Consider the following 11,254-nt stretch of genomic DNA (forward strand, 5'->3'; position numbering starts at 1 on the left):
AGGTCAACTCCGCGGACGGCCCGGACTATGGGAAACAGGTCAACTCCGCGGACGGTCCGGACTATGGGAAACAGGTCAACTCCGCGGACGGCCCGGACTATGGGAAACAGGTCAACTCCGCGGACGGTCCGGACTATGGGAAACAGGTCAACTCCGCGGACGGCCCGGACTATGGGAAACAGGTCAACTCCGCGGACGGCCCGGACTATGGGAAAAAGGTCAACTTTGCAGACGGCCCGGACTATGGGAAACAGGCCAACTTTGCAGACGGCCGGGACTGTGGGAAACAGGTCAACTACGCAGACAGCCGGGATTGTGGGAAACAGGTCAAGTTAGGCAAGCACTATGGGAAATACAGCAAGTTTAGTTCCCCCCATATGTCAGCAACAAACTAAGGGGGGAGGGAAAATAAATTACAGACTATTGTTTTTTATCAAGAAAATTAAACAGCAAGCGACCATCTTCTTCAGTGGTATATGTTACCTTTAATGGCGTCTTCTCATTAATTTTCTTCAGAGCAGGTTCCAGGAAGGTACGCTTCATTTCAGCAATATTGTTTTTCTGCGAGGCAGGGAGCATAAACCTTTCACATAACCAGTCATGTGTGGTGATCCAGACACCAGTGCTCCGGAACTGACACAGGCTTTCATAAAGCCGGATGACACGAACACTATTAAGCTGGCCACAGTCATAGAGAGAATAGGTAGTGAACTGGGAGGTTAAGCCGACAAGGAATGGCATGACCTTGTAGTTAAATTCAATCTGCCAGGAACCCCGGCCTCGCTTCATTCCTGCTTCAGCCAGCCACGGACGCTTAACTTCTTCAAACTCACCTTCTTTTGGATAAAAGGTAACCGTTGATTCGCCCAGAGCATTTACCCCAGCCTTCACATCACGACTGGCGACAGACGTAGCGACATTGAAGTATTTGACGTAATCGGAAACGCTGATTTTGAAGAGCGGCAATACGTCAGAGTCATCTTCCTGGCTGTCGTTAAAATAGGCCTGCATGAGGCATAACCACAGCACACGTTTTGCCTGAAGAGGCAGGTAATATGCTGCTTCAGTCAATTCGTTAGATTGCTTTATACTGGCGCGTTTTTTAAACGTTTTAGTAGCTGGCAAGAGTGCTTGAGTATCCATTTCAATGCCTATGGGTAAATTTTTACCCACCCATAATGACAGTGAAAACAGAAATTGCAAGCTATCGCGATACTTATCCACCGGAAAAATCTGCACTTTATCCACAAGTGGATAATTGAGAACTGAACTTGACCTCTTTCCCATAGCTTGTTGATGCGTATCCCATAGCTTGTTGACACAAAACCCACTGATACGTGATTAATTTCCCATATTATGTTTACCAGTTGCCCATACAGGCCCCCTCTCAGGCCGCACTGTACGCGGCTTTCAGGCTCCCTAAAAGATGTAAAATATAGAAAAACAATAAAAAAGTACTTTATAAAAATATGCCCGTGGATAAGTGGATAACCACGAGGGGGAGGTGATTTTTCAGGCATTTAGCGTAAGCAGAATTTATAAGTTCTGTTCCCTGGTGCTTCCTCGCTCACTCGGGGCTTCGCCCTGTCGCTCGACTGCGGCGAGCACTGCTGGCTCGATCATATCCGTGGCCGGAAGATACTACTCCTCCCCCGAGTCGCTCTCCAGAGCCCGCTACAGCGAGACAACCCCCACGAAGATTTCTATCGTCCCTGCAGACATATTCGAATCGTTTTTATTAACCCTGGCTCCCGTCGTGACAGAACACTACGTCCTGTAAAAGGGGGACTAAGGCCCCTGAATCACACACCTGAAATTAATAATGCGGAGTTTTACGATAATGTCATTGCTGGAAACTTTCCTGACCGCTTCTCCCGCTTCTCAGGGGGCAACAATCCTGTTCCTTGCCATGCTGATCTACTGGCAAAAGCGATAAATCCATGCGGGCTGGCCTTTGGCCAGCTTCGCTGTATAAGGGGAAAAATGCGGCATATCCAGACATTTCACTAGGCAATTTGAATTCAGATATCTATGCTTGGGATCCGGTCAACAGGAGGTAACAAGATGAAACTTGAAACTATACATATAGATAATACCGTAAGAAGTGGTCTTAATTCTTTCACTGACGGGGTGATTTTTCGTGATACAAAGGTATTGATCACGCTCAATCTCCCGGATGGACAGAAAACCACTATTGAGGGGGAATGGCGGCATATGTCGGACGCCAACAGGTTGTCAGAACGTATTACGATGCTTCAGCATGCAATCTATGAGCAGTATGAGGAATACAGAGCAGATATTCCCGTCAGCTGGTCCAGATAACGTCTGACAGACCTCACCGGCGAGCAGGACGTTCGCCAGCATCATTCTCCTAAGTACTTAAATATTCCCTTTCAGCATGGCTACCGCATCCGCTTCGGGCATCTGAAACTGAACTCGATGCCGAGCAGCAACATCAAGTGCGAACACCTTCGTATAGACTTCCGTCGAGCTAATCGATTTGTGGCCCATCAGGCTCTGCAAAACCTTCAGTGGTATGCCGGCATACAGCATATGCATCGCGTAGGAATGACGGAACGTATGGGGGGTTACCGGTACTGAGAACGTCACCCCGTCGGCCGCTGCGGCCTCCACCGCTTCGCTAAGCCAGGTGCGCACGGTACGGTCTGTGATCTCCCAGATACGCGCCTTCTCCATTCTGCCGGTGCGCTTGTTTCGTCTTTCCAGCGGAATTTTCAGGGTGGCCACCATCATCTGCAGCTGGCTGACGTAGTGGTGATCGGAAAGCGGAACCAGGCGATGAGCCTGGCTACCGGCGGGAACTCGGCCGGCCGTTCTGGCGGCTTTCTCGGTGCGCTGCTTGAGCGTGGCCAGCTGCACGAACGGATACGGCGGCGCCAGCGAAAAATCCCCCCGGGTCAGCGCGAGCGCTTCATTAATGCGCGCGCCGGTGTTCCACAGCGTCGCCAGCAGCATCTTGCGGTGAAGATCCGGCACGTAATGGAGTAGGGCGCTCACTTCCGGCGCCAGCAGGTATTTCGGCAGTTCATCCTGCACGAGCGCCATCTGGCGCAGGGCGAGGGCGGCAGGGTAATCGATGGCCACCGGGAGCAATGTTCCGGGAGATTGCGGAGATCCAACTGGAACCAGGTTATTCATAATTTCTGTTAACTTTTTTCTTTGCCGAGAATTTTCTTCGTAATATTACCGGAGTCAGGATGACTAGCCAGCCAGAAAACAGACGAAGTCGCAAACAAAACTACTCCGTCAGTGATTACAGACACGATATTTTCGGGCACTGGTTTCAGTCCTCTTCAGTGGGTGGCTATGGAACGGGAACATTCATGCCACCAACATCCACTTGATAAAGTACAGAAAAATCACCACGCCCCCCCAGAATAAGGTCAGGTTAGCGACTTTCCCCCACAGGATAGAAAGGAGCTTTGTCTGCAGGTCAAGGAGGTATTCACTTTGCGAGGCAAGATCCCTTTCGAGCTCAACGATTTTTTCCTGCGACTGACTACACAGGGTTGCCAGCCGGATAACCCCGGTTGCCCGTTGCGCCACCTCCAGGTCAGAATCCCCGCTCTGCGGCAGAGACAGTTTTTCTGCCCGCAGTGGCAGGGCGTCACATTTCTCGTCCGGGAGCTGGCCCCCTTTCCTGTGCAACAGATGATAAAATGGACGATTCCTAAGTGAAGTAATTAACTGTTTTTGCGACCGTTTTTTGCCTTCGAGCTGCACGATTTTTTCCTGCAGCCCGCGATAACAGTCTTCCAGCCGGCGTACCGCGGATACCAGGGGCTCCACCCGGAGCGTTGAACACCTGCCCCGTGGCAACTGCAGTTCGTCTGCCCGCAGCGGCATTGAGCTGGTTTCCCCCGGCGGGAACCGGAAACCCAGCCCACGCCACAGTCTGCTCCGGCGGATCAGATTGTGAATGTTTTTCGCATCCACGGACGAAATGTGGATTTGTCTGACCAGCGTTTCCGGCGGCAGGGAGCGGGTCCAGAGCACCATCTGCTGCATGATCCAGCTGCCCACTCCCCGACCACGGGGTAAAAATTCATTCAGCATAAATTCAACACTGAACAGTTCCACACGGCCGTGCTCGAACTTCGCGACAATGGTCTGCGGTGTACTTTGTCCGTCACCGTACAGCGTCAGGCTACAGGTGATCCACAGATATGCCCCTGGCGAGTCCTCAGACCCGTAACGACATTCCTCCACCCGTCTGACGACCACAACCACCGTTTCGTTGCCCGCGCTCCCCGCCGGGACGGTCAGCAGCCACATGCCGTTATCATCAACAGACGTTTTTATGAAGGTTTTAGTTTTCGCTTCCATACCGGTCTCTTTGTCCCGTTGCGTAACTGTTACGTGGATGAATGGGTAATTCCCGTCAGTTCTGGTCTGCCATAAAACGGCCAGCGCTTGTCGCCCTGCGAGTAAACCTCGATCCACACCAGTGTGCCCTGCTCAAAATACAGGTGACAGCCGTCACTGGCGCTCAGGGTCGTCATCATCGGCAGCTGCGCAGCGGAAAACGAAACGCCCGGACCTGGTAATGCCGGCATCATTGACTGTTATCCTCCGTCTCCAGGAATGGCTCATTTGTGTTCAAATTAATCACAGTTCTGACCCACGATAAATATCGTCAGTCCCCCGGGAACCTTCATTGCGGCCAGTTCAGTACAATTCCCGGCCAGGATCTTCATGTTTTCCGCTGTGGCATCCACCGGATAAAGCGCCTGTGTCAGGAGTGACAGATTATGCTCACTGCAGGAAAGCCCCGCGCGGTGAAGACATGACAGGTACCCTTTTTTAACTGCTGCGGCATCGGCGGCATCCATCATATTGAAGTAATCCAGAGGCGCCGGCGAAAATTCCTCCTCCGCGACGGTTTCAAGAAACCGTAGCATCTCCGGGCGAACTGGCAGGGGCAGAACCGCGGCCTGAAATTCGTTACAGCTGAATCCACCGCAACTCTGCGTCGCCAGTCGCCAGCCATCGGTGTTACCGTTCGGCACAGTTACCGTAGAGGCCAGAACCAGCCCCGGCCAGCGATCTTCCCGATCAAACCCGTAATCAAAACACTGCTCAGGAATGTCCCGCAGATTCTTGCCATGTTGTCCGGGCGCTATCATCCCGAACCTGATTTGGGGAGTATGCTTATACACAGACTGGGCCTGTTCGTTAGTACTTTAGTTGAGAAACAGCGCTGGCATTTCATCTGACATCATCACATGGCGGGTCCGCTTCCCGCGAAAAATACGGCGCATCATCGGCGTAAAATCACAGGGCTCCCAGCCATAAGGCCAGGTATAGTAAATCCCGTCCTTCAGCTTACTGTCGCGTCGCTCAGGCCCTGCAACGATACGTCTGACCTCCCTGTTCAGCGCCTCACCGCGCAGGCCATACTGCCCCAGGTAGCGGCGCAGCCGCGTTCTGGGCATCCGCGGGTCAGTTTTCACGTAACCATTAACATCCATATGCTGCGTGGCGGTGATGATAGTCATGCCGTACCTGCGTATGGTGCGGAAGGCGGCGGCCATCACGTCCGTTTCGGTCTCTGGTTCGTCATATGTTCTGTTCATCTGGTTTCCTGTTATACGTTGCCGTGATGCACCGAATCATTCATCATTTTTTTCTGTATGTTCAGTAGCGTTATCCGGAGGGGTAGCTTCGGCCACTTCTTTCAGTATTGATGACCATCCCCCGGCAAACCATTCGCCCGGATCTTCACCACTGAGTACCTGCTGCAGCCAGCGGGAAGGGGAGCGACGTCTGGCGTCACGGAACCAGACCGGATGGTGCTGACCCATGACTGACCAGAAATCAAAATCCGGCTCCGGGGGGGAGAACACATACGCATTCATGACCAGATTCCCGCCGTGTTGTCTGAGGAACAACAAAAATTCTTTCAGGTTTACATACCCCCCCGGCCCCATACCGGCACCAAGGAAAAACGCCTCTGTTACCACGCCGGCAGTGATACGGCCGTTCTGCTCATGCTGGCGCAGGATCATCAGGGTGCCATCATGGCGCCCACCGGCGATGCGGATGAACTCAAAGACATACCTTTCATCATCATCCGGGAAGAAAAACTCCTCCCAGCTGACACCAAAATACGTCCCCAGGATCACCAGCGGGAACATCTTCCCGTCACCGGTGGTCAGCCAGTCTGCACTGGCGCCGAACCGGCTTTCAATCCGTTCAGCCAGCTCACGGGTTAACTCACCGGCGCCATCGATACAGTCCAGGAGCAGTCCCGGGGAAACATGTAACCGGTGAGCTATCCGTACCTGGTCGGCGATCCGCGTCGGCCCGGGTTGCCCGGCCCCCGGGAAAAAGCCGTCAGCGGACAGACGGTCAAACAGGGCGCGCAGACGCCCGCCACATTCCTTCTGCCACTGTTGCCGGCTGGAGAGGATTTCCGGAGAGGTGGTCCCGGCAGGATACTGTCTGGCCAGCGCCAGGCGGATCTCCCCTTCGAGTGAACGTTCATTTTTCATCGCTGACTGCTCAATGCGTGCAAACAGCGCATCGTCAACATTTCTGGCCTGGATCTTCGCCATGACTCCTTCCTTATGCAAAACGTATTCAGGACTGGTAAATGGTCTTTGAAGTAAACATGAAACCTGATTTACCGCTATAACAATAAATGTATACGTTATGATTCATTTTGTACACAAAGGAAGAAATCAGCACGTGATAAGGCATGAAACAGTCACGCAGCTAAATTACCGGATGGCCGTTTCCGGCAGATCCGATTTTTTGCGTATAACAACTTTCCGGAAGTGTACCACGGTCAGGGAATAAGCAAAGCGGCGTTTTCCGGTGGTGAGCGGCAGGTCACGGGGTAGGGGGTAAACACAACATCTAGCGTCATGGTCAGCTGGGAACACCGCCACATCTTGTGTTGCCGGGCCGCTGTGCGCCGGTGGGGTTCGCAGAGATCCGGAACTAGCTTTTTTCGGATCTGACCGGGAAAAGAGAGAATACAACATAGGTTCAACATATCCATATGCCGGGCATCTGCATAGGTGTGGCATACGCATATACTTACCATCTGCATATGCTATGACTATACATATGCTTTGCATCTGCATATACTGAACATAGTCATACAGGCCGGTCGGCCAGGAGGAAATGATGAGAACTGTATCCATTTTTAAAAACGGCAATAACCGCGCCATTCGTCTGCCCCGCGATCTGGATTTTGAGGGAGTGAGCGAGCTGGAGATCGTCCGGGAAGGGGACAGCATTATTTTGCGTCCCGTCCGGCCGACCTGGGGCTCGTTCGCGCAGTTCGAGAAGGCAGACCCGGACTTTATGGCGGAGCGCGAGGACGTTGTCAGCGACGAAGGACGATTTAACCTGTGAACAAGACCTATATGCTCGACACCTGTATCTGCTCGTTCATCATGCGCGAGCAGCCGGAAGCCGTCCTGAAGCGCCTGGAGCAGGCGGTGCTGCGCGGCCAGCGCATCGTTGTCTCGGCCATCACTTATTCTGAAATGCGCTTCGGGGCCACCGGCCCGAAGGCCTCCCCGCGCCACGTCGAGCTGGTCGACGCGTTCTGCGCCCGCCTCGATGCCATCCTGCCCTGGGATCGCGCTGCGGTGGACGCCACCACGGAGATTAAGGTGGCGCTGCGAATGGCCGGGACGCCGATCGGCCCGAACGACACGGCCATTGCCGGGCACGCCATCGCCGCCGGTGCCGTGCTGGTGACGAATAATACGCGGGAATTTGAGCGGGTACCGGGTCTTGTGCTGGAAGACTGGGTAAGATAACGCTGTAAAACAAAACAGGCGGTCTGGCGCAGCCGGACACTCTTTCAGTCAGCGGTATATAAAGGAATAAAAGATGCCTCTGATCACGCGGCTTATGCTGCAAAACTTTAAAAAGTTTCCGGAACTGGACCTGCGCTTCACTCATGACCGTAACATTCTGGTCGGGGACAATGAGTCCGGGAAAAGCACGATTCTGCTGGCCCTTGACCTTGTGCTGAGTGACAGCCGGCACCGGGTCGAGGCATTGGGTGTGGAATCGCTCCTGTCCCAGTCAGCAGTAAGGCAGTTTCAGGAAGGTGAGCGCCGCGCCGATCAGTTACCCGTGCTGACAGCTGACGTTTTCCTGAGTAATGGGGGAGATCCTGACCTGAACGGCAGGCAAAATCTGGCGGGTATCAATGCGGATGGTCTCAGAATGCGTATTGCACCAATGACGGAGGAATACGGCCAGGATATTCACAATGTACTACAGCAGGATCCCGATAATTTTCCCTATGAATACTATTCCGTGCGGTTCAGCACCTTCTCCGGTGGTCATTTCGCCAGCTTCAGACGCTATCTGCGCCATCTGCTCTTAGACAGTGCACGCATCGATAACGAGCACGCCGCACAGGAATATACGCGCACAGTTTACAGCGTCAATGTGCCGGTGGCCGATCGGTACCGGCTTGAAAACAGTTACCGGCAACAGAAAATGCACTTCTGCACCCGGCATCTGTCAGCCATAAACGACACGCTGGAAACGTATCAGTTTGGCGTGCGTTCCGGTGCTAAATCAGGGCTTGAGGCGAATCTGGACATTACCGAGGACGGTATTTCCATTCGTCACCGTGGAAAAGGAAGGCAGTGCTTCATCAAAACGGAGTTTGCGCTGCAGCGGCATCAGCAGCAGGGAGAGCTCCACGTACTGTTGCTTGAGGAGCCGGAAAATCATCTCAGCCATGTCAGTATGAAGAGGCTGGTTAATCAGCTTGCCACTGAACGGCAGACGCAGGTGTTTATTGCCACACACAGCAGCCATATCTCCTCCCGCCTCGATCTGCGTAAGGCAATCCTCCTCGGGTCTGCCCGGCCGGTACTGATGAATGAACTTTCCGCTGAGACTGCCGCCTTCTTCATGAAAGCACCGGATAATAACGTACTGGAATTTGCGCTGGCCAGACGTGTGCTGCTCGTGGAGGGGGATGCTGAGTTTATTCTGATCGAGGCCTTTTATCGCCGCCTGTATGGCAGGGCACCGGAGGAAGACGGAGTTCACATCATCGCTATCGGCGGAACGAGTTTCCGTCGTTATCTTGAACTGGCCCGTCTTCTGGAAAATCGCGTCGCGGCCCTTCGTGATAATGACGGCAACTATCAGCAAAACTGCGATGAACGCTATGCTGACGTGATTTGTTCCCGCTCCCGGGTATTTGCTGATCGCGATAACACCCGATCCACATTTGAAATCAGCCTGTATCAGGATAACGCTGATCTGTGTGATACGCTTTTCCTCGGACCCCGCCGGACACTCACGGTGCAGGAATACATGCTGGCCAATAAGGCAGAAGCAGCATTCCGGCTGTTACAGCTGCACGCCGGAGAGCTGACCGTACCTGATTATATTCAGGAGGCACTGGCATGGATAAGAGAGTGATATTTGCGGTTGCCGGCTCGGGCAAGACCACGCTGCTGATACGACGGTTGAGTGAGGACAGGAGGACGCTGCTCCTGACCTTCACCGTGAATAATGAAGCGCATCTGCGGGCACAGATTATCAGACGTTTTGGCTTTATCCCGGAAGGGATCAGGGTGATGACCTGGTTTGAGTTTCTGCACGGTTTTTGCTTCCGGCCTTTCCTGCAGGAGCAGCTGGCATCGCGTGGCCTGAGCTTCGACCAGCCCCCACCCAGAATACCGCGCACGAATGCCCGGCATTATCAGGATCCCGCCGGACGGCTGTATCACCGGAGGCTCGCACATTTACTGACAGCCCGGGGGTTGCTGCCGGATATCCGTATCCGGCTTGCCCGTTACTATGATGAACTGCTTGTCGATGAAGTCCAGGACTTTGCCGGACATGACTTTAATTTTCTGCTGGAGCTCTGCCGCGCGGAAATCACTGTGCTCTGTTGCGGCGATTTTTATCAGCATACCTTTGATACAAGCCATGACGGCAACGTTAATTCAACGCTGCACGACGACATCACGCGATATGAGGCCCGCTTCGACGCAGCAGGTTTCGCGGTTGACCGGGACACGCTCAACCGGACATGGCGTTGCTCAGCTTCAGTGTGCGAGTTTATCACCGGGCAACTGAACATCCGTATCGCTGCCCATGGGATACATGCCTCCCTGATTGAAACGATCGCAGATACAGAGCGCTCAGCCACCCTGCACGCCGATAATACGGTGATTAAGCTCTTCTATCGTGAACATCACCGTTACGGCTGCTATTCCATGAACTGGGGCGCCAGTAAAGGGCTCGATCACTTTCAGGATGTCTGCATTGTGATGGGATCCTCCCACTGGAAGCTTCTGACCCGTCAGGAACTGGCAACCCTTCCACCGTCGTCCCGTAACAGGCTGTACGTGGCATGCTCACGGGCGCGCGGCAACATTTATTTTGTTCCCGAAACTCATCTGCGCCGATTCCGAAACTGAGTTACCGACTTCTCAGTCGGGCACAAATCAGTAAAAAGCGAGGGTCATCGACGGGAATACCGGCTGGACAGGTGCGGTTCCGGTTCTCGCTTTCCGGAACCTGGCTAACAATATGTAACATTATCATTAAATACAATTATGCCAGTTATTTTTATTCGCAAAATGCTAATAATGTGGCATACACGCCAGTATGAAAACATTGTTAACTTTTTAAGTTCTGAATGGTATGTCGCTTGTGCAGTTAAAAGTGCAGATCATTGAAAGTATTGTACGGTTTTGTTGACCGGAGACTGTTTCATCGTCGCGGATAATGAGCAGAATTATCTGTCCACTATATCTGGGGCAGGCTGAAAACATGGAATGGTTGGTTATGGATGCTGAGATCCTGTCATTTATGAAACAATTTCATTTGTGGTACTGTAAAAATAGTTTTTCTGATTTACCTGAGCTGTGAATATGGCATACTGCAGATGTTACCCGGCCGCACTCATACCGGGTAACGAACTGTGTATTGTGATGATTTTTTATTACAGGGGGATGATCGTGATCAATAAGATTTGCCAGGTAATTGACGGGGAGTACGTCTGCGACATTGATATCAGTGTGGAAGAATGGAAAGCTCTGTTAATGAATGAAAAGGTTTTTGACTCTAAAAGTATTGAGGCGTTAAAAAAATGGTATATTGAACCAAATCATTCCTGCACATGTTTCGATATAGGCAAAAAGTACGAACAGCACAGTATGAGTGCTAATGGCGGGTGATGCTACCAACTTGCTGATTTAGTGTATAATGGTGTTTTTGAGGTGCTCCC

Annotated in this window: 13 protein-coding genes and 3 pseudogenes; 8 read left to right on the plus strand and 8 right to left on the minus strand. The window is 52.6% G+C overall.

Annotated elements, in window-relative coordinates; all coding sequences use genetic code 11:
- Positions 1-395, plus strand: a pseudogene (locus ABLV54_RS12475) (hypothetical protein); the annotation flags it as partial.
- Between the two features lie 25 nt (positions 396-420).
- On the opposite strand, the gene ABLV54_RS12480 reads toward ABLV54_RS12475, so the two are convergent.
- Positions 421-1,287 carry a replication initiation protein gene (locus tag ABLV54_RS12480; RefSeq protein ID WP_004118283.1) on the minus strand — a complete coding sequence of 289 codons (867 nt, stop codon included), beginning with the start codon at positions 1,285-1,287 and terminating at the stop codon, positions 421-423.
- 535 nt (positions 1,288-1,822) lie between these two features.
- Between ABLV54_RS12480 and ABLV54_RS12485 the strand changes: the two genes are divergently transcribed.
- The gene (locus tag ABLV54_RS12485) at positions 1,823-1,936 is read left to right on the plus strand and encodes a hypothetical protein (protein WP_014343462.1); all 114 of its coding nucleotides are present in this window, start codon (positions 1,823-1,825) and stop codon (positions 1,934-1,936) included.
- A 128-nt stretch (positions 1,937-2,064) separates the two neighbouring features.
- Positions 2,065-2,322: a hypothetical protein gene (locus tag ABLV54_RS12490; protein ID WP_013214010.1), complete on the plus strand. Its 258-nt coding sequence runs from the start codon at positions 2,065-2,067 to the stop codon at positions 2,320-2,322.
- Between the two features lie 57 nt (positions 2,323-2,379).
- Here ABLV54_RS12490 and ABLV54_RS12495 read toward each other — a convergent pair whose 3' ends face one another.
- The 7 genes and pseudogenes from ABLV54_RS12495 to ABLV54_RS12525 form a co-directional block, all read right to left on the minus strand.
- Complete coding sequence (locus tag ABLV54_RS12495; RefSeq protein WP_013214009.1) at positions 2,380-3,159, minus strand: site-specific integrase; 780 nt, start codon at positions 3,157-3,159, stop codon at positions 2,380-2,382.
- 183 nt (positions 3,160-3,342) lie between these two features.
- On the minus strand, positions 3,343-4,347 hold the full coding sequence (locus ABLV54_RS12500; protein ID WP_011977814.1) for a hypothetical protein: 1,005 nt from the start codon (positions 4,345-4,347) through the stop codon (positions 3,343-3,345).
- Between the two features lie 29 nt (positions 4,348-4,376).
- Complete coding sequence (locus ABLV54_RS12505; RefSeq protein WP_011977813.1) at positions 4,377-4,580, minus strand: hypothetical protein; 204 nt, start codon at positions 4,578-4,580, stop codon at positions 4,377-4,379.
- Between the two features lie 45 nt (positions 4,581-4,625).
- Complete coding sequence (locus ABLV54_RS12510; protein WP_011977812.1) at positions 4,626-5,147, minus strand: hypothetical protein; 522 nt, start codon at positions 5,145-5,147, stop codon at positions 4,626-4,628.
- Between the two features lie 57 nt (positions 5,148-5,204).
- Entirely contained in the window at positions 5,205-5,597 is a 393-nt protein-coding gene (locus ABLV54_RS12515; RefSeq protein ID WP_011977811.1) for a hypothetical protein, read from the minus strand.
- A 36-nt stretch (positions 5,598-5,633) separates the two neighbouring features.
- On the minus strand, positions 5,634-6,578 hold the full coding sequence (locus ABLV54_RS12520) for a hypothetical protein (protein ID WP_011977810.1): 945 nt from the start codon (positions 6,576-6,578) through the stop codon (positions 5,634-5,636).
- 160 nt (positions 6,579-6,738) lie between these two features.
- Positions 6,739-7,199: pseudogene (locus ABLV54_RS12525) on the minus strand (hypothetical protein).
- On the opposite strand from ABLV54_RS12525, the gene vapB reads away from it, so the two are divergent.
- From vapB to ABLV54_RS12550, 5 genes and pseudogenes are all read left to right on the plus strand, one after another.
- The gene (gene vapB, locus ABLV54_RS12530; protein WP_001261282.1) at positions 7,156-7,386 is read left to right on the plus strand and encodes a type II toxin-antitoxin system VapB family antitoxin; all 231 of its coding nucleotides are present in this window, start codon (positions 7,156-7,158) and stop codon (positions 7,384-7,386) included. The pseudogene ABLV54_RS12525 and the gene vapB overlap by 44 nt on opposite strands.
- Positions 7,383-7,799, plus strand: a complete 417-nt coding sequence (locus ABLV54_RS12535; RefSeq protein ID WP_001044770.1) for a type II toxin-antitoxin system VapC family toxin — start codon at positions 7,383-7,385, stop codon at positions 7,797-7,799. Before vapB ends, ABLV54_RS12535 begins: the two co-directional genes overlap by 4 nt.
- A gap of 73 nt (positions 7,800-7,872) precedes the next feature.
- The gene (locus ABLV54_RS12540; protein ID WP_009309907.1) at positions 7,873-9,435 is read left to right on the plus strand and encodes an AAA family ATPase; all 1,563 of its coding nucleotides are present in this window, start codon (positions 7,873-7,875) and stop codon (positions 9,433-9,435) included.
- Entirely contained in the window at positions 9,420-10,442 is a 1,023-nt protein-coding gene (locus ABLV54_RS12545; protein WP_000361404.1) for a helicase UvrD, read from the plus strand. The genes ABLV54_RS12540 and ABLV54_RS12545 overlap by 16 nt, the downstream gene beginning before the upstream one ends.
- A gap of 543 nt (positions 10,443-10,985) precedes the next feature.
- Positions 10,986-11,198, plus strand: a pseudogene (locus ABLV54_RS12550) (HNH endonuclease); the annotation flags it as partial.
- Between the last annotated feature and the right edge of the window lie 56 nt (positions 11,199-11,254).

This window comes from Klebsiella sp. JB_Kp042 (assembly GCF_040065275.1).
Lineage (GTDB): Bacteria > Pseudomonadota > Gammaproteobacteria > Enterobacterales > Enterobacteriaceae > Klebsiella > Klebsiella quasipneumoniae.

Excerpts from the sequence above, each read along its gene's own strand:
- ABLV54_RS12480 (WP_004118283.1), bottom strand. The coding sequence starts at position 1,287 with ATGGGAAAGAGGTCAAGTTCAGTTCTCAATTATCCACTTGTGGATAAA.
- ABLV54_RS12485 (WP_014343462.1), top strand. The coding sequence starts at position 1,823 with ATGCGGAGTTTTACGATAATGTCATTGCTGGAAACTTTCCTGACCGCT.
- ABLV54_RS12490 (WP_013214010.1), top strand. The coding sequence starts at position 2,065 with ATGAAACTTGAAACTATACATATAGATAATACCGTAAGAAGTGGTCTT.
- ABLV54_RS12495 (WP_013214009.1), bottom strand. The coding sequence starts at position 3,159 with ATGAATAACCTGGTTCCAGTTGGATCTCCGCAATCTCCCGGAACATTG.
- ABLV54_RS12500 (WP_011977814.1), bottom strand. The coding sequence starts at position 4,347 with ATGGAAGCGAAAACTAAAACCTTCATAAAAACGTCTGTTGATGATAAC.
- ABLV54_RS12505 (WP_011977813.1), bottom strand. The coding sequence starts at position 4,580 with ATGATGCCGGCATTACCAGGTCCGGGCGTTTCGTTTTCCGCTGCGCAG.
- ABLV54_RS12510 (WP_011977812.1), bottom strand. The coding sequence starts at position 5,147 with ATGATAGCGCCCGGACAACATGGCAAGAATCTGCGGGACATTCCTGAG.
- ABLV54_RS12515 (WP_011977811.1), bottom strand. The coding sequence starts at position 5,597 with ATGAACAGAACATATGACGAACCAGAGACCGAAACGGACGTGATGGCC.
- ABLV54_RS12520 (WP_011977810.1), bottom strand. The coding sequence starts at position 6,578 with ATGGCGAAGATCCAGGCCAGAAATGTTGACGATGCGCTGTTTGCACGC.
- vapB (WP_001261282.1), top strand. The coding sequence starts at position 7,156 with ATGAGAACTGTATCCATTTTTAAAAACGGCAATAACCGCGCCATTCGT.
- ABLV54_RS12540 (WP_009309907.1), top strand. The coding sequence starts at position 7,873 with ATGCCTCTGATCACGCGGCTTATGCTGCAAAACTTTAAAAAGTTTCCG.
- ABLV54_RS12545 (WP_000361404.1), top strand. The coding sequence starts at position 9,420 with ATGGATAAGAGAGTGATATTTGCGGTTGCCGGCTCGGGCAAGACCACG.